Origin of the sequence: Pseudomonas sp. GW460-12-10-14-TSB1 (genome assembly GCF_017349775.1) — a bacterium.
Lineage (GTDB): Bacteria > Pseudomonadota > Gammaproteobacteria > Pseudomonadales > Pseudomonadaceae > Aquipseudomonas > Aquipseudomonas piscium.
The window spans coordinates 1-19778 of record NZ_JACNAC010000087.1 but is presented as its reverse complement, the minus strand read 5'-3'; the positions used below and the strand labels follow the sequence as shown (position 1 = coordinate 19778).

General features: G+C 67.9%; 2 protein-coding genes. Both read right to left on the bottom strand.

Annotated elements, in window-relative coordinates:
- On the bottom strand, window positions 1-6455 hold a 6455-nt coding region (locus J4D52_RS29075; protein ID WP_309474385.1), incomplete at its 3' end, for a non-ribosomal peptide synthetase.
- Window positions 6452-19564, bottom strand: a complete 13113-nt coding sequence (locus J4D52_RS29070) for a non-ribosomal peptide synthetase (RefSeq protein ID WP_110721752.1) — start codon at window positions 19562-19564, stop codon at window positions 6452-6454. The genes J4D52_RS29070 and J4D52_RS29075, both read right to left, overlap by 4 nt.
- Window positions 19565-19778 lie beyond the last annotated feature (214 nt).

Below are 19778 nucleotides of genomic sequence, written 5' to 3'. Positions count from 1 at the left end.
CCCAGTTCGAAGAAATGGTCGTGGCGCCCTACCCGCTCGACATTCAGCAACTCGGCCCAGATCTGTGCCAGGAGGATTTCGGTGTCGCCCTGCGGTGCCTCGTACTCCCGTACCCGCAGTGATTCCAGGTCCGGGGCTGGCAAGGCCTTGCGATCCAGTTTGCCGTTGGGGCTCAGGGGCAAGCAGTCCAGGTGCACAAACAGCGCCGGCACCATGTACTCCGGCAGTTGCTCCAGCAGGTGGCTGCGCAGCGCCTCGGTCTCCAGGCGTTCGCTGGAAACCTCAGTGGTGTAGTAAGCCACCAGCCGCTTGTCCCCCGGCACGTCTTCGCGGGCCAGCACCACGGCTTCCTTCACATCCGGGAACTGGGTCAGGCGCGCCTGGATTTCCCCCAGCTCGATGCGCAGGCCACGGATCTTCACCTGGTCGTCATTGCGCCCCAGGTACTCGATGGTGCCGTCCGGCAAGTAGCGACCGAGATCGCCGGTGCGGTACATGCGTGCTTGAGCTTTATCGCTAAACAAATCCTTGAGGAAACGTTCGGCGGTCAGCTCCGGGCGATGCAGATAACCCCGTGCCACCTGTACCCCACCGATATACAGCTCGCCGACGACGCCCAGCGGCACCGGTTGCAACTGTTCGTCCAGCAGGTACATGCGGGTGTTGGCGATGGGTTTGCCAATCGGTGTGTTGTCCGGGGTCGGGTCCAGCGGCCCGCCACAGTTCCAGGCGGTCACGTCTACCGCGGCTTCAGTCGGGCCGTAGAGGTTGTGCAGTTCACTGCCCGGCAACTGCGCCTTGAAACGCCGCACCAGGCTGCCCGGCAAGGCTTCACCGCTGCACAGCACCCGCACCAGCCCGGCACTGCGACTGGTGTCGCCATGGGCGAGGAATACGTCGAGCATCGAGGGTACGAAGTGCAAGGTGGTGATGCGTTCGGCCTGGATCACTTCGCACAGGTAGGCCGGGTCTTTGTGGCCTTCGGGACGAGCCATCACCAAGCGTGCGCCGGTCATCAACGGCCAGAAAAACTCCCAGACCGATACGTCGAAACTGAACGGCGTTTTTTGCAATACCGAGTCAGATGAGTTCAGGCCATATTGGTCCTGCATCCACAGCAAGCGGTTGACCACGGCGCGATGTTCATTCATCACACCTTTCGGTTTGCCGGTAGACCCCGAGGTGTAGATCACATAGACCAAATGCCGCGGAGTCAGCTCAGCGATAACTGGATTATCAAGCGGCTGGTCCAGCCAAACCGGCTGATCCAGATCGATTACCGGCACATCCCCCAGCAGCTCCCGGGTCGCGCCTTGAGCCAAGACCACAACCGGCGCGCTGTCCTCCAGCATGTAGGCAATCCGCTCCAGCGGGTAAGCCGGGTCCAGCGGCACATAACCGCCGCCCGCCTTGAGGATCGCCAGCAAGCCCACCACCATTTCCAGCCCACGCTCGACACAGATCGCCACCCGCGCATCCGGCCCCACCCCCTGCTCGCGCAGGTAATGCGCCAGCTGGTTGGCTCGCTCATTGAGAGCGCGATACGTCAGCGATTGATCCCCCGCCTTCACCGCCAGCGCCTCGGGCGTGCGCTCGACCTGGGCCTCGAACAGCCCATGGATGCTCTGCTCAAGATCGTACGGCACCTCGGTCGCATTAAAGCCCTCCAGCAACTGCTGACGCTCCTCGTCATCCAGCAGGACCGCCTGCTCCAGCACCGCCTGATCGTTGCCGACCATGGCCTGCAACAACCGGATGAAGTAACCGAGATAACGCTGCATCGTGGTTTCGTCGAACAGCGCCGTGGCGTATTCCAGCGAGCCGCCGATACGCCCCCGCACCTCGCCCAGGCTCAGGCTCAGGTCGAACTTGGCCACTTCGCTGACCGGCGCCAGCCCTTGCAGGCGCAAGTCGCCCAGGACCAGTTCGGGGCCGTCGTGGTTTTCCCAGCTCAGCAAGGTCTGGAACAGCGGGCTGTGGGACAGGCTGCGCACCGGCCGCAGCAGTTCCACCACCTGTTCGAACGGCAGGTCCTGGTGGGCCTGGGCTTGCAGGGTGCAGGCCTTGACCCGGGCCAGCAGCGCCTCGGTGCTCGGCGCGCCCGAGGTGTCGATGCGCACCGCCAGGGTGTTGACGAACAAGCCGATCAGCCCCTCGACCTCGACGCAGCGGCGGTTGGCCACCGGCGTGCCTATCACCACCTCGGCCTGCCCGGCCAGGCGCCCGAGCAACTGGGCCCAGGCCGCCATCAGGGTCATGTACAGCGTGGTGCCGTGGCGCTGGCTCAAGGCCTTGAGCCCGGCGCTCAGCGATTCGTCCAGCAGCACCTCGAGCCGCTGGCCGGCATGGTCCTGTTGCAGCGGGCGCGGCCGGTCGGTGGGCAGCATCAGCAAGGCCGGGGCGCCGCCCAGGGCCTGCTGCCACCAGGCGCCCTGGCGTTGCAGCAGCTCGCCGCCAAGCCATCGCCGCTGCCAGACGGCAAAGTCGCCGTACTGCACCGCCAGCGGCGGCAACGGGTCCTGTTCGCCGCGGCTGAAGGCCTGGTACAGCGCCATCAGCTCGCGGGTCAGCACGCCCATGGACCAGCCATCGGTGACGATGTGATGCAGGGTCAGCAGCAACACATGCTCGTCGTCGGCCATGAGCAGCAGCCGTCCGCGCAACAAGGGCCCCTGCTGCAGATCGAAGGGCTCGCTGGCTTCACGCCGCGACAGCGCCTGCAAGGCCTGCTGCGCCTGGGGATGCTGGCGCAGGTCCTCGGTGCCCAGGCTGAAGGCCTGTTCGCTGGTGGCCAGCAGCACCCGGGGTTCGTCGTCGAACACGGCAAAGCGGCTGCGCAGGCTCTCATGGCGCTGGACGATGCGCGCCAGCGCCCGTTGCAGCGCCGCCACATCGAGCCGCCCTTGCAGGCGCAGGCCCAGGGCAATGTTGTAGGTGGCGTTGGCGCCCTCCATCTGCGCCAGGAACCACAGGCGCTGCTGGGCGAACGACAACGGCAGCGGCTCGTCCCGCGGCACCGGCAGGATCTCCGGCAGCGTGCTGCGCCCGGCCTCGGCCAGGACCCGGGCCACGGCCGCCAGTTCGGCGTTGGCGAACAGCTCGCCGAGGGCCAGGTCCACCCCCAGGCGCTGGCGGATCTGCGAGACCATGCGCATCGCCAGCAGCGAGTGGCCGCCCAGCTCGAAGAAATGATCCTGGCGCCCGACCCGCTCGAGCTTGAGCACATCGGCCCAGATCTGCGCCAGGGCCTGCTCCAGCTCGCCTTGCGGGGCCTCGTAGGCGCGGGAGAAGACCGCCGCCATATCCGGCTTGGGCAACGCCTTGCGGTCCAGCTTGCCGTTGGCGGTCAGCGGCAGGCTGGCGAGCTTCACATAGGCCACCGGCACCATGTAGTCGGGTAACTGCGCCAGCAGGCAGGCCCGCAGTTCAGCCACTGCCAGCGGCTCGACCTGTTCCTGCTCGGTGAAATAGGCCACCAGCCGGGTATGCCCGGGCTCGTCCTCGCGGGCCAGCAGCACCGCGTCCTGGATGCCCGGCAACTGGTTGAGGCGGGTTTCGATTTCCCCCAGCTCGATGCGCACGCCACGGATCTTCACCTGGTCGTCGTTGCGCCCCAGGTATTCGAGAGTGCCGTCGGCCAGCCAGCGCGCCAGGTCGCCGGTGCGGTACATGCGCGTACCGGGCTCTGGGTCGAACGGGTCTTCGAGGAAGCGCTCGGCAGTCAGTTCCGGACGGTTCAGGTAACCCCGCGCCACCCCGGCGCCCGCCACATACAGCTCCCCCGCCACGCCCAGCGGCACCGGGCGCAGCTGCGGGTCCAGCAGGTAGACCTGGGCGTTGGCCACCGGTTTGCCGATATGCAGCGGCTGGCCGGCCTCGATCCGCCCGGAGGTGGCGACCACCGTGGCTTCGGTCGGGCCGTAGTTGTTGATCACCTCGAAGCGCTGGGTGCGGGCGAACTGCCGCAGCCGGTCGCCGCCGATCAACAGCTTGCGCAGGGTCGGGTGTTCCAGGTTCTGGCTGAAGGCGTACTCGGCCACCGGGGTCGGCAGGAAGCTGACGTCCAGCGGCTGGGCCAGCCACCAGCGCAGCAGCCCGTCGATATCCTCATTGCCGTCATGCGGCGGCGCCAGGTGCAGGGTCGCGCCGACGCACAGCGCCGGCCAGACCTCCCAGGCCATGGCGTCGAATCCGAAGCCGGCGAGGCTCGAGGTGTGGCGGCCCTGGCACAGGTCGAAGGCTGTGCAGTGCCAATCCACCAGGTTGCCCAGGGTGCGGTGTTCGACCATCACCCCCTTGGGCAACCCGGTGGAACCGGAGGTGTAGATCACATAGGCCAGGTGCGCCGGGGTCAGCCCGGACACCTGGGGATTGGTCTCGGGCTGCTCCAGCCAGTCGAAGGCATCGAGGTCGACCACAGGCACGCTCAGGGCCGGCAGGCGCGCCAGCAGCTCGCCCTGGGTCAGCACCGCCAGCGGCGCGCTGTCCTCCAGCAGGTAACGCAGGCGCTCGGCGGGATGGGCCGGGTCCACCGGCACATAGGCGCCGCCGGCCTTGAGGATCGCCAGCAGGCCGACCAGGGTGTCCAGGCCGCGACGGGCGACTATGGCCACCCGCTCGTCCGGGCCCACGCCCAGGGCACTCAGGTGATGGGCCAGGGCATTGGCCCGCTGGTTCAGTTCGGCGTAGGTCAGCGACTGCCCCAGGCAGACCGCCGCCAGGGCCTGGGGCGTCGCCGCGGCCTGGGCTTCGATGCGCCGGTGAATGGTCTGCGCCGGGGGGAAGTCCACCCGGCTGGCATTGAAGCCGCGCAGCAGTTGCTCGCGTTCGGCCGGGGCCAGGATCGACAGCCGGTCCAGCGCCTGCTGCGGGGTCTGCTCCAGGGCCTGGACCAGGTGCTCCAGGGCCGTGTGCATATAACCGCAGAGACGCGCGCCATCGACCTCGGCGCTGGCCAGCAGGATCAGGCTGAAACCTTCGCCGAGGTCGTCGACGCTCAGGGTCAGCGGGTAGTTGCTGCGTTCCTGGGAGCTGAGGTTGCTGATGCCCTGCCAGGCCGCGCTCGGTTCGGCGCTGCTCGGCGCGGCGCTGTGCCGATAGTTGAGCAAGGCGCTGAACAGCGGCGTCGGCGCGAGCACGCCGCTGCAACGTTGCGCCAGGGCCAGGGGCGCGTGTTCATGGCGCAGCAAGGTGGTCAGCCGGGCATGGGTGGCCTTGACCCCGGCCAGCACCGGCTGGCGGCCCACATCCACCCGCAGCGGCAAGGTATTGATGAACATGCCCAGGGCCCGGTCGTTGTCCCCGCCGCCCTGCATGCGGCCCATCAGCACCGTGCCGAACACCACCTGCTGCTTGCCCGACAGCGCGCCCAGCACCTGGGCCCAGGCCAGATGGAACAGGCTGGCGGCGCTCACCCCCGCCTGCCGCGCCTGCAAGCGCAGCCGCTGGCTCAGGCCGGGCCCGATGGCCAGGCCGGACTCGGCGCTAGCACCGCCGTCGCCCTGCACATCCTGCAGGCCGAACGGCAGGGTCGGCTCGTCGATGTCGCCGAGCATCTCGCGGAAGAAGGCTTCATGCTCCTGCTCGCTGGTGCCCAAACGCGCCTGGGCCACATAGTTGCGAAACGGCACCGCCGGCCCCAGGCCCTGCGCCTGGTCCAGCAGGAAGGCCTGCAATTCGTGACGGACCACGTCCAGGGCGCTGTGGTCCATGGCCATATGGTGGAACAGCAGGCTGGCGACGAGGCGCTGCCCGGCTTCGTCCCGGGCGTAGACCAGGCGCAGCAGCGGCGCCTGGGTCACGTCCAGGCGGTAATGCCGGGGGTCGAAGCGCGCCCGCAATTGCTCGGCGACCGGGCCGTCCGCCGGGTCGAGCACGACTTCCTCCAGCTCCAGGGTGGCCTGGCGCCAGACCACCTGCACCGGTTCTTCCAGCCCTTCCCAATGCACCGCGGTGCGCAGGATGTCGTGCCGGTCGATCACCCCCTGCAAGGCCTGGACAAAGGCCGCCAGGCGCTCGCGGCCGACAAAGGCGAACTGCGCCTGCAGCACATAGAGGTCGCCCTGGGTAGCGCTGGCGTGGTGATAGAGGATGCCTTGCTGCAGCGGCGCCAGGGGGTAGATGTCCTGCACATTGGCCGCGCCGCCGGGCACGCTGGCGACGATCCGGTCGATCGCCTCCTGGCTCAGATCGACCAGGGGCAACAGGGCCGGGGTGATGCGTTGGGCATCGGCCGCAATCAGGTTGGCCGGCACCTCGACCCGCCCGGCCGTGCTGGCGTCGTAGCGCCCGGCGCGGATCAGCTCGATCAACGCCGGCTTGTGCTCGCGCAGCAGGGCCAGGGTCGCCGGCTCGCTCAGCGCCTGCTTGTTGCCTTGCACCAGAAGCTGATCACCCTTGAGCGCCAGTTGAATATCCTTGGCCTTCAGTGTCGCCAGTACTTCGATCATGCTCACAGGACGATCTCCATTCGTTCGGTAATTGCGGCATAGCCCGCCAGGGTCGGCTGTTCGAACAGCGCCCTGACATCGGCTTCCATGCCTTCCTGACGCAAGCGACCAATCAGGCTGACGGCCAGCAGCGAATGCCCGCCCAGCTCGAAGAAATGGTCGTGGCGCCCTACCCGTTCCACGTTCAGCAACTCGGCCCAGATCCGCGCCAGGAGGATTTCGGTATCGCCTATCGGTGCCTCGTATTCCCGTACCCGCAGTGATTCCAGGTCCGGGGCTGGCAAGGCCTTGCGATCCAGCTTGCCGTTGGGGCTCAGGGGCAAGGCCGGCAGGTGCACGAACAGCGCCGGCACCATGTATTCCGGCAACTGCTCCAACAGGTGGCTGCGCAGTGCCTCAGTTTCCAGGCGTTCGCTGGAAAGCTCGGTGGTGTAATAGGCCACCAGGCGCTTGTCCCCCGGCACGTCTTCCCGGGCCAGCACCACCGCCTCTTTCACCTCCGGGAACTGGGTCAGGCGCGCCTGGATTTCCCCCAGCTCGATACGCAGGCCGCGGATCTTCACCTGATCGTCGTTGCGCCCCAAGTACTCGATGGTGCCGTCCGCCAAGTAGCGACCGAGGTCGCCGGTGCGGTACATGCGGGCCTGGGTTGTGCTGCTGAACGGGTCTTTTAGGAAACGTTCGGCCGTCAGTTCCGGGCGATGCAGATACCCCCGCGCCACCTGCACACCACCGATATACAACTCGCCGACAACGCCCAAAGGTACCGGTTGCAGTTGCTCATCCAGCAGGTACAGGCGGGTGTTGGCGATGGGTTTGCCGATGGGCGTATTGTCCGGGACCTGCTCCACAGGACCCGCGCAGTTCCAGGCGGTCACGTCCACCGCCGCTTCGGTCGGGCCGTAAAGGTTGTGCAGTTCGCTGCCCGGCAATTGCGCCTTGAACCGTCGCACCAGGCTGCCCGGCAGCGCCTCGCCGCTGCACAGCACGCGCCGCAGTCCAGTGCAGCGAGCGGTATCGCCATGAGCGAGGAATACGTCGAGCATCGACGGCACGAAATGCAAGGTGCAGATGCGTTCGGCCTGGATCACTTCGCACAGGTAGGCAGGGTCTTTATGGCCCTCAGGACGGGCCATCACCAGCCGTGCGCCGGTCATCAATGGCCAGAAGAATTCCCAGACCGACACGTCGAAGCTGAACGGGGTTTTCTGCAATACCGAGTCAGATGAATTCAGGCCGTATTGGTCCTGCATCCACAGCAGGCGGTTGACCACCGCACGGTGCTCGTTGATCACGCCCTTGGGCTTGCCGGTGGAACCGGAGGTGTAGATCACATAGACCAGATGCCGCGGAGTCAGCTCGGCAATAAACGGATTACTGAGCGGCTGATCCAGCCACACAGGCCGGTCCAGATCGATCACCGGCACGTCACCGAGCAAGCCCCGAGTCGCCTCCTGAGCCAGCACCACCACAGGCACGCTGTCTTCCAGCATGTAGGCGATCCGCTCCGGCGGGTACGACGGATCCAGCGGCACATAACCGCCGCCGGCCTTGAGGATCGCCAGCAAGCCCACCACCATTTCCAGCCCGCGTTCGACGCAGATCGCCACCCGCGCATCCGGGCCTACGCCCTGCCCGCGCAGGTAATGCGCCAGCTGGTTGGCCCGCTCGTTGAGCTCGCGATAGGTCAGCGATTGCTCGCCGGCCTTGACCGCCAGCGCCTCGGGCGTGCGCTGGACCTGGGCCTCGAACAGCCCATGAATGCTCTGCTCAAGGTCGTAAGGCAGCTCGGTGGCATTGAACTCCACCAGCAGTTGCCGGCGTTCCTCGGCGGTGATCACCGGCAGGCGGTTCAGGGCGGTTTGCGGCGACTGTTCCAGGGCGTCCACCAGCCCCTGCAGCACAGTCTGCATAAAGTCGCAAACCCGTTGCGCCCCCACTCCGGCGGCAACCAGCGCGGTGAGGTGGTAGCCATCGCCCAGGTCGTCGACATTGAGGGTCAGCGGATAGTTGGTGCGCTCGTCGCTGGCCAGGGTTTCGATCCCCTGCCAGGCCTGTTGCTGTTCCTGGGGCTGGGTAAGGCTATGGCGGTAGTTGAGCATGGCGCTGAACAGCGGCGTGCCAGCCGCCACGCCACTGCAACGTTGCGCCAGGGCCAGGGACGCGTGTTCGTGCCCCAGCAACGCGGTCAACCGGGCATGGGTGGCGCGCACGCCGGCACGCACATCCTGCTCGTCGATATCGACCCGCAACGGCAGGGTATTGATGAAGACCCCCAGCGCCCGGTCGGCGCCCGCGCCACCCTGCATCCGGCCGACCAGCACGGTGCCGAACACCACATTGCGCTTGCCCGAGGCGGCGGCCAGTACCTGGGCCCAGGCCAGGTGGAACAGGCTGGCGGCACTGACCCCCAAGCGCCGCGCCTGGCTTCTCAGGCCCTGATCGAGGGACGCCGGCAGGCGCAGTTGCCGTTCCTCGATCCCGTGCCCATCGCCCTGCACATCCTGCAAGCCGAAGGCCAGGGTCGGCTCGTCGACATCGCCGAGCATCTCGCGGAAGAAGGCTTCATGTTCCTGCTCGCCGGTGCCCAGGCGCGCCTGGGCCACATAGTTGCGAAACGGCACCGTCGGCCCCAGGCCCTGCGCCTGGTCCAGCAGCAAGGCCTGGAGTTCGTGGCGCACCACTTCCAGGGCGCTGTGGTCCATGGCCAGGTGGTGGAACAGCAACACCGCCACCACCCGCTGGTTCGCCGGGTCGGCGGCGTACATCAGCTGGATCAGTGGCGCCTGGGTCAGCTCCAGGCGGTAACGCCGGGCATCGAAACGCTGCAGCAACTGGGCCAGCACCTCGCCGGCGGCCGTGTCGCAGGCCACCTCGCGCAGCACCAGCGGCGCCTCGCGCCAGACCACTTGCACCGGCTGTTTCAGCCCCTCCCAGAGCACAGCAGTACGCAGGATGTCGTGGCGCTCGATCACCTGGCGCAAGGCACCGGCGAAGGCCTGCAAACGCTCCAGGCTGTCGAAGGCCATGCGCGATTGCAGCAGGTAGGGGTCGCCCTGCTCCGCCATGATGTGGTGATACAGGATGCCTTCCTGCAACGGCGCCAGGGGGTAGATGTCCTGCACATTGGCCGCGCCGCCGGGCACCTGGGCGACGATACGATCGATCTCGGCCTGCTGCAGTTCCACCAACGGCAACAGGTCCGGGGTGATGTGCTGGCAGCCGGCGGGAATCAGGTTGGCCGGCACCTCGACCTCGCGGCCGCTGCCGACCGCCGCGGCCAGCGCCGCCAGGGTCGGCTGGCTGAACAGGATGCGCACATCGGCGCTCAGGCCCTGCTGGCGCATGCGCTCGATCAGGCTCACCGCCAGCAGCGAATGGCCGCCCAGTTCGAAGAAGTGATCGTGGCGGCCGACCCGCTCGACCTTGAGCACCTCGGCCCAGATCCCGGCCAGGGTCTCCTCGACCTCGCCCTGGGGCGCCTCGTACTCGCGGCTGAGCAAGGCTGCCTGATCCGGCTCCGGCAGCGCCTTGCGGTCCAGCTTGCCATTGGCGGTCAGCGGCAGGCTGTCCAGGCGCACATAAGCCGCCGGCAGCATGTAGTCCGGCAAACGTCCTTGCAGATAAGCCCGCAGCTCCTCGATATCCAGCGGCCGGTGCTCGCTGAACCAGGCCACCAGGCGCCCGTCGCGCACCAGCACCACGCATTCGCGCAGCGCCTCGTGGCGGGCCAGGGCGGCTTCGATTTCCCCCAGCTCGATGCGCATGCCCCGCACCTTGACCTGATCGTCGTTACGCCCCAGGTACTCGATGCTGCCATCGGCCAGCCAGCGCGCCAGGTCGCCGGTGCGGTACATCCGTGCTGCTGGGCCGCCGTTGACAGCATTGGCGCTGAACGGGTCGTCGAGGAAACGCTCGGCGGTCAGTTGCGCCCGGTTCAGGTAGCCCCGGGCCACGCCGGCGCCGCCCACGTACAGCTCGCCCGCCACGCCGACCGGCACCGGTTGCAGCTGCTCGTCCAGCAGGTAGATGCGCGCGTTGGCCATGGGCTTGCCGATATGCAGCGGCCGCCCGGCCTCGATCCTGCCGGAGGTGGCGACCACCGTGGCCTCGGTCGGGCCGTAGTTGTTGATCACCTGGAAACGCTGGTTGCGGCTGAAATGGCGCAAGCGATCGCCGCCGATCAGCAGCGTGCGCAGGGTCGGATGTTCCAGATCCTGGCTGAAGGCGTACTCGGCCACTGGGGTCGGCAGGAAGCTGACGTCCAGCGGCTGCCCGCGCCACCAGTGCAGCAGTTCGTCGATGTGTTCGTTGCCGACCTCGGCCGGCGGCAGGTGCAGGGTCGCGCCGCCGCACAGCGCCGGCCAGACCTCCCAGGCCATGGCGTCGAAACCGAAACCGGCAACGCTGGAGGTATGGCTGCCCGGCTTCAGGTCGAAGGCCGCGCAATGCCAGTGCACCAGGTTTTCCAGGGTCTGGTGTTCGACCATCACGCCCTTGGGCAAGCCGGTGGAGCCCGAGGTGTAGATCACATAGGCCAGGTGCGCCGCGGTCAGCCGCGCCGGGCATGGGTTGGTCACCGGGCGGTATTGCCAGTCGGTGGCTGCCAGGTCGATCAGCGGCAGGCTGTCGCCCAGCAGCGTGCGAGTCTGCTGTTGCGCCAGCACCGCCACCGGCGCGCTGTCCTTCAGCAGGTAGGCGATGCGCTCCGCCGGGTAGGCCGGATCGATCGGCACATAACCGGCCCCGGCCTTGAGAATCGCCAGCAGCCCTATCAGCATCTGCGGGCCGCGGCGCACACAGATCGCCACCCGGTCGTCCGGCTGCACGCCCTGGGCCAGCAGGTGCCAGGCCAGCTGGTTGGCGTGCTGGTTGAGCTGGCGATAGGTCAGGCGCTGCTCGCCCTGCAGCAGCGCGAAGGCGTCCGGGGTACGCGCGGCCCGGGTTTCGAACAGGCCGTGGACGGTCTGCCCGCGCGGGTAGTTCGCGGCGCTGGCGTTGAAGCTCGACAGCAGGCGTTGCCACTCCGCCTGCGGCAGGATCGGCAGGCGTTGCAGCGCCAGCTCGGGGTCCTGCTCCAGGGCCTGGGCCAATTGCTCCAGCGCCTGCTGCATGTACTGGCCGATACGCTGCGCACCGATGCTCGACAGCGTCAGCACATTCAGGCAGAAGCCCTCGCCCAGGTCGTCGACGCTCAGGGTCAGCGGGTAGTTGCTGCGCTCTTCGCCGCCCAGCAGTTCGACGCCCTGCCAGATGCCCTGGCCGGATCGGGCCATCTCCTGCGGCGCGCTGTGGCGATAGTTGAGCAAGGCGCTGAACAGCGGCGCACCGGCGGCCACGCCACTGCAACGCTGGGCCAGGGCCAGGGACGCATGTTCGTGCCCCAGCAGCGCGGTCAGCCGGGCGTGGGTGGCCTTGACCGCGGCCTGCACCCCCAGGCCGCGATCGACCCGCAGCGGCAAGGTATTGATAAACATCCCCAGGGCGCGGTCGGCGCCCTCGCCGCCTTGCATGCGACCCATCAGCACGGTGCCGAACACCACCTCCCGACGGCTCGACACCTGGCCCAGCACCTGGGCCCAGGCCAGGTGCATCAGGCTCGCCGCGCTCACCCCCAGGCGCCGGGCCAGGGTCCGCAGGCGCAGACTCAGGGCGGCGTCCAGGGCCAGCTCGGCCTCTTCGATATCACGGCCGTCGCCCTGCACATCCTGCAAACCGAACGGCAGGGTCGGCTCGTCGATATCGCCGAGCATCTCGCTAAAGAACGTCTCGTGCTCCTGCTCCGCCGCCCCCAGGCGCGCCTGGGCCACGTAGTTGCGATAAGGCACAGGCATGCCCAGGCGGTCGGCCTCGCCGAACATGAAGGCCCGCATCTCCTCGCCGACCACGGCCATCGCGGTGTGGTCCAGGGCCAGGTGATGGAACAGCAGGATCGCCACCACCCGCTGCTGGGCCGGGTCCTGGGCATAGACCATGCGCAGCAGCGGCGCCTGGGTCAGGTCGAGGCGGTAGTGGCGGGCATCGAAGCAAGCGTGCAACTGCTCCAGTACATCGCCGCCGGCTTCCAGCGGCACCTGTTGCAGCACCAGTTCCGCCTTGCGCCACACCACCTGCACCGGCTGCTTCAGGCCCTCCCAGAGCACAGCAGTGCGGAGGATGTCGTGGCGTTCGATCACCTGCTGCAAGGCGCCGGCAAAGGCCTGCAAACGCTCCAGGCTGTCGAAGGCCATGCGCGATTGCAGCAGGTAGGGGTCGCCCTGCCCGGCACTCAGGTGGTGATAAAGAATGCCCTCCTGCAGCGGCGCCAGGGGGTAGATGTCCTGCACATTGGCTGCGCCGCCGGGCACCTGGGCGACTATCCGATCGATGTCCGCCTGCTCCAGCTCCACCAACGGCAACAGCTCCGGGGTGATGCGCTGGCAGCCCGCGCCAATGCGGTTGGCCGGCACCTGGATTTCCCGGCCGCTGCCCACCGCCGCGGCCAGAGCCGCCAGGCTCGGCTGGCTGAACAGGGCGCGCACATCGGCGCTCAGGCCGATCTGGCGCATGCGCTCGATCAGGCTCACCGCCAGCAGCGAATGCCCGCCCAGCTCGAAGAAATGATCGTGGCGGCCGACCTGCTCGACCTTTAGCAGCTCGCTCCAGATTTGCGCCAGGGCGATTTCCACATTCCCCTGCGGCGCCTCGAAACCACGGCTGAGCAAGGCCGCCTGATCCGGTACCGGCAAGGCCTTGCGGTCCAGCTTGCCGTTGGCGGTCAGCGGCAGGCGGTCGAGCCGGACATAGGCCGACGGCACCATGTAATCGGGGAGCTGGCCTTGCAGCTGGGCGTGCAGACTGTCGAGCTGCGGCGCCGACTCATCGGCCTCGACGGTGAAGTAAGCCACCAGGCGCTTGTCGCCGGGCTCGTCCTCGCGGGCCAGCACCACCGCGTCCTGGACGCCCGGGCAGGCCGCCAGCCGGGTCTCGATTTCCCCCAGCTCGATACGGAACCCGCGCAGTTTCACCTGCTGGTCGTTGCGGCCCTGGTACAGCAAGGTGCCGTCGGCGCGCCAGGAGGCCAGGTCGCCGGTGCGGTACAGCAGGGCCTGGGGTTGCTCGCTGAAAGGATCTGCAATAAATGCCTGGGCGGTCAGCTCTGGCTGGTTCAGGTAACCCTTGGCCACCCCGGCGCCGCCGATATACAGCTCGCCTACCGCACCAATGGGCAGCGGGCGCTGCCGGGCATCGAGCACATAGGCCCGGCTGTTGCCGATCGGCCGGCCGATGGGAATGCCGCCCTCGCCCACCTCAGTTATTTCGAAGGTGGTGGAAAAGGTGGTGGCCTCGGTCGGGCCATAACCGTTGAGCAGGTGTCGCGGCGCGCCCTGTTGCAGGACCCGGCCGATCACCGCCGGGTCGAGCACGTCGCCGCCGACGATCAGGTAACGCAAGCGGCTGAACGCCGGCATCAGGCCATCGGCGTACTGGTGGAACAGCCCGGCGGTCAGCCACAGCACGCTGACCTGCTGTGCCTGCAACAGCTGGCCGAAGGCCTCGCGGGACAGCAGCACGTCCTGCTCGACCACCACCACGCAGCCGCCGTTGAGCAAGGGCGCCCAGACCTCCAGGGTGCTGGCGTCGAACGCCGGGTTGGAGGCAAAGGCCACCCGGTCGTCGCGGTTGAAATCGGCATAACCGTTGTTGATCACCAGCCGCGCGATCGCCCGGTGCGGCACCAGCACGCCCTTGGGCGTACCCGTGGAACCGGAGGTGTACATGATGTAGGCCAGCGCCTCGGAGGACTGCGCCAGCTGTAGGTCGTGCTCTGGCAAGCCGTCGAGGGTCAGGCGATCCAGATCGACCCGGGCGACGCTGTGAGAAGTTGCCTGGCGGCTGTCGCTGAGCAGCACCCGCGCGGCGCTGTCTTCGAGCATGAAGGCCTGGCGCTCGGCCGGCGCGTTGATGTCCAGCGGCACATAGACCGCCGCGCACTTGCTCACCGCCAACTGGCTGGCCAGCAGGTCCAGGGAACGCTCCAGCAGGATCGCCACGCTGTCTCCCGGATTCACTCCGAGGCCGATCAGATGGTGCGCCAGCTGGTTGGCGCGGCGGTTCAGCGCCTCATAACTCAAGGCCTGTGCACCCTGCACCGCCGCCGTGGCCTGCGGGTGCAGCCGCGCCTGGGCCTCGAACAAGGCGTGCAGGGTCTGTTCCCGCGGATAGTCGCGCTGGGTGGCGTTGAAGGTCACCAGCAGGCGCTGGCGTTCTTCCGCCGGCAGGATGCTCAGCTCGCGCAACGGCCGGGCCGGCGCCTGCTCCAGGGCCTCCACCAGCCCCTGCAGGGCGCTATGCATATAACAGGCGACCCGCTGGCCACCGACCTCGGCCAGGGTCTGCACCACCAGTTCGAAGGCTTCGCCACGGTCGTCGACATTCAGTACCAGCGGGTAGTTGCTGCGCTCTTGCGAACTGAGAATCTGGATGCCGTCCCAGGCCGCGCCGTCCACTGCGGCCACTTCCTCGGCGGCGCTGTGGCGGTAGTTGAGCAAGCTGCTGAACAGCGGCAGCGAAGCCGGCACGCTGCTGCAGCGCTGGGCCAGGGACAAGGACGCGTGTTCATGCCCGAGCAACTGCGAGAGCCGGCCGTGGGTGGCGCGCACCGCGTCGCGCACGCCCACAGCGCCGAGGCTGACCCGCAGCGGCAAGGTATTGATAAACATGCCCAGGGCGCGGTCGGCGCCCTCGCCGCCCTGCATCCGTCCGAGCAGCACGGTGCCGAACACCACATCGTCGCGGCCCGAGACCTGGCCCAGCACCTGAGCCCAGGCCAGGTGCACCAGGCTGGCGGCGCTGACCCCGAGCTGACGCGCTTGTTCGCGCAGGCGCCGAGCCAAAGCTGCGTCCAGGGGCAGGCGCGTCTCTTCCACGCCACTGCCGTCACGATTGACGTCCCCCAGGCCGAAAGCCAGGGTCGGCTCGTCGATGTCGCCGAGCATCTCGCGGAAAAAGGCTTCGTGTTCCTCCTCACTGACCCCGAGCCGGGCCTGGGCCACGTAGTTGCGGTACTGCACGGCCTCGCCCAGGGGCTGGGCGTGGCCGGCTGCATCCAGGGAGCGGGCAAGCCCGCTCAAGCTGGCGCTCATTTCCGCCACCAGGGTCGCCAGCGCGGTGTGGTCCAGGAGGATATGGTGCAGCAGCAGGATGCCCAGCCAGCGCTGGTTGTGCTCGTCCCGGGCGTAGGCAAAGCGCATCAGCGCGGCGCGGTTCAGGTCCAGCCGGTAATGCCGCGGGTCGAAGCGCTGCTGCAATTGCTGCAATACATCGCCGCCCGCCTCGGGCTCCAGCTGTTCGACCACCAGCGGCGCCTGGCGCCAGACCACTTGCACCGGTTCGGCGAGGCCTTGCCAGTGCACGCTGCTGCGCAGGATGTCATGGCGCTCGATCACGCTGTCCAGCGCGCCGACGAAGGCCTCGACCTGGGGTCGGCCGCTGAAGGCGCATTGCACCTGCAGCACATAGGGGTCGCCTTCCTCGCTTGCCAGATGGTGATAGAGGATGCCCGCCTGCAACGGCGCCAGGCCGTAGATGTCCTGCACATTGCCAACGCCGCCGGGGATACCGGCGACGAGCTGGTCGATAGCGGCCTGGTCGAGATCCGCCAGGGGCAGCAGGTCCGGGGTGATGCGGCTGCAGTCGGCGCCGATGCGGTTGGCCGGCACCTGGATCTCCCGGCCACCGCCCACCGCCGCAGCCAGGGCCGCCAGGGTCGGCTGGCCGAACAGCACCCGCACATCGGCGCCCAGTTCCAGCTGGCGCATGCGCTCGATCAGCTTCACCGCCAGCAGCGAATGCCCGCCCAGCTCGAAGAAGTTGTCATGACGGCCGACCCGCTCGACCTTGAGCAGCTCCTGCCAGATCGCCGCGATGCGCTGTTCCACCTCGCCCTGCGGCGCCTCGAAACCGCGCCGAGCCAGGGCCGTGCTGTCCGGCGCCGGCAGTGCCTTGCGGTCGAGCTTGCCGTTGGTGGTCAGCGGCAAGGCGTCGAGCTGCACGAAGGCGCTGGGCAGCATGTAGTCGGCCAGGGACAGCAGCAGCTGGTCACGCAGTGCCGCCGCGTCCAATTCGACTCCTTCTGCACCTATCAGGTAAGCCACCAGGCGCTGGTCGCCGGGCTCGTCCTCGCGGGCGATCACCACCGCCTCGCGTACGCCGGCGCAGGCCGCCAGCCGCGCCTCGATTTCCCCCAGTTCGATGCGGAACCCGCGGACCTTCACCTGATCGTCATTACGCCCCAGGTACTCCAGCTCGCCCTGAGCGTTCCAGCGCGCCAGGTCGCCGGTCTTGTACAGGCGCTGCCCGCTGCCCGCGCGGAACGGATCGTCAATAAAGCGCTCGGCGGTCAACGCCTCGCGGTTCAGGTAACCCCGCGCCACCCCGGCGCCACCGACATACAGCTCGCCCACTACCCCCGCCGGCACCGGCTCGCGCCGCTCATCCAGCACGTACAGCTGCAGGTCGGCAATCGCCCCGCCGATCGGGCTGGCCCCCAGGCGCTGGGCATCCGCCGCCTGCAGGGCGCGGTAGGTCACGTGCACCGTGGTTTCGGTGATGCCGTACATGTTCACCAGCTGCGTGCCGGCGTTTTCCACCCGGCCATACCAGGGCTTGAGAATCCCCGGCTCCAGGGCTTCGCCACCGAAGATCACCTGGCGCAGGGAATGCTTGAGCGGGCTGCGCTCCTGGGCCGCGATCAACTGGCGGAAGGCGCTCGGGGTCTGGTTGAGAATGCTTACCGAGGCTTCGCACAGCAGTGCATAGCAGTCGTCCGGCGAACGACTGACCAGCTGCGGCACCACCAGCAATTGGCCGCCGTGGATCAGCGCGCCCCAGATTTCCCAGACCGAGAAGTCGAAGGCGAAGGAATGGAACAGCGCCCACACGTCCTGGCGGTTGAAGGCGAACCCCTCCTGGGTCGCCGAGAACAGCCGCGCCACGTTGCGGTGCTCGATCATCACGCCCTTGGGCAGGCCGGTGGAGCCCGAGGTGTAGATCACATAGGCCAGGTTCGAGCTGCTCAGCCCCGGCACCTGGGGGTTGTCCGAGGGCTGCCGATCCAGCGCTGGGTCGTCGAGGTCGAGCAGCGGCACCGCCAGTTCGCCCAGCAACTGCCGGGTGCCGGCCTGGGCCAGCAGTGCCAGCGGTTCGCTGTCGCGCAGGGTGTAGGCGATGCGCTCCTGGGGATAGGCCGGGTCGATGGGCACATAACCGGCGCCCGCCTTGAGGATGCCCAGCAGGCCGACGATCATCTCCAGGCCGCGCTCGACACAGATCGCCACCCGGTCGTCCGGGCGCACGCCCAGGGCCAGCAGGCGGTGCGCCAGCTGGTTGGCGCGGCGGTTCAGCTCGCCGTAGCTCAGCTGCCGCCCCTCATGGATCAGCGCCGTGGCGTCGGGCTGGGCCGCGGCCTGGGCCTCCACCTGCTGGTGGATCAAGGCAGTGTCGGCGAAGTGCCGGACCGGGTTCAGGCCGAACAGCAGCTGCTGGCGTTCGGCCGCCGGCAGAATGTTCAGGTTTTGCAGCGGCGTGTCCGGGTTGTGTTCCAGGGCCGCGACCAGGCTTTCCAGGGCCGTTTGCAGGTAACCGCCCAGGCGCTCGGCGCCGATCTCGGCGGCGACCATCAGGGTCAGGCGGAAGCCTTGGCCGAGGTCGTCGACGTTGACCGTCAGCGGGTAGTTGGTGCGTTCCTCGGCGCCCAGCACCTGGATGCCCTCGGCGATGTCGATCACCGCCGCGGCGTCGCCGGCGGCGCTGTGCCGGTAGTTGAGCATGGCGCTGAACAGCGGCGTCGGCGCGCTCACCGCGCTGCAACGCTGGGCCAGGGCCAGCGAGGCCTGTTCATGCCCGAGCAGCGCGGTCAGGCGCTGGTGGGTGGCCTGCACCGCGGCGCGCACGCTTTGCCCGTCGACATCCACCCGCAGCGGCAAGGTATTGATGAACATGCCGAGGGCGCGCTCGGCCCCTTCGCCGGCGTCCATGCGTCCCAGCAGCACCGTGCCGAACACCACCGCGCTGCGCCCCGAGGCCTTGCCCAGGACCAGGGCCAGCGCCAGGTGCATCAGGCTCGCGGCGCTTACCCCCAACTGCCGGGACTGGCCGCGCAGGCGCAGATTCAACCTATCGTCGAGGCCGATGCGCAGCTCCTCGATGCCGCGACCGTCGCCCTGCACATCTCGCAGGCCGAACGGCAGGGTCGGCTCGTCGATATCGCCGAGCATCTGGCGGAAGAACGCCTCATGCGCCTGCTCGTCCGCCCCCAGCCGCGCCTGCGCCAGGTAATCGCGAAACGGCACCGCCGGCGCCACCTGTTCGCATTGGCCGAGCAGGTGCGCCTGGATTTCCTCGCGCACCAGGTCCAGCGCGGTATGGTCCATGACCGTGTGATGGAACAGCAGCATGCCCACCACCCGCTGCTGGTGCGGGTCTTCGGCGAAGACCAGGCGCAGCAGCGGCGCCTGGCGCAGGTCGAGGCGATAGTGGCGGGCATCGAAGCGCGCCAGCAATTGCTCCAGCACATCGCCGTCGGCGGTATTGACGCTCAGCTCTTCGCAGTCCAGCCGGGCCTGGCGCCAGACCACCTGCACCGGCTCGTCCAGGCGCTCCCAGAACATCGCGGTGCGCAGGATGTCATGGCGTTCGATCACCCATTGCAGGGCCTCGGCAAAGGCGTTCAGGCGCTCGCGGCTGGCGAAGGCGAACTGCGCGTGCAGCACGTAGGGGTCGCCCTGCCGGGCCGACAGGTGGTGGTAGAGCATGCCTTCCTGCAGGGGCGCCAGCGGGTAGATGTCCTGCACATTGGCCGCGCCGCCCGGCACGCTGGCGACTATGCGTTCGATGGCCGGCTGGTCGAGCTTGACCAGCGGCAGCATGTCCGGGGTGATGCGGTAGGCCGGGCTCAGCCAGTCGCCGTCATGGCGGGCCACCAGGTCCAGCAGCCGGGACTTGTGCTTGACCAGGCTGTCCCACAGCGCGTCGTCCAGCCCCTCATCGTCACCCAGCACGACCAGGTCGCCTTCTTCCTGTTGGAGACGGATCGGCTGGGTGGAAATAATTGCCATCAATTCGCTGAACTGCATGTAAGTGACCTGCTTTCAAATTCGCAAACGGTTGATGAGAAAATCCGGTTTCAGCTGCAACCTGATGCCCGCACGACGGCCAGCTACGTCCAGCGCCCGAGGCGGGTCTGTAACGGCTCTGCCGGCATGTTCAAAAGTGATAGGGGCAGCGAGCCCGACGGAGCTGTGCCGCAGGCCTGGAAAGCTAAAACATCCGCTCGGGACTGTCTGACAC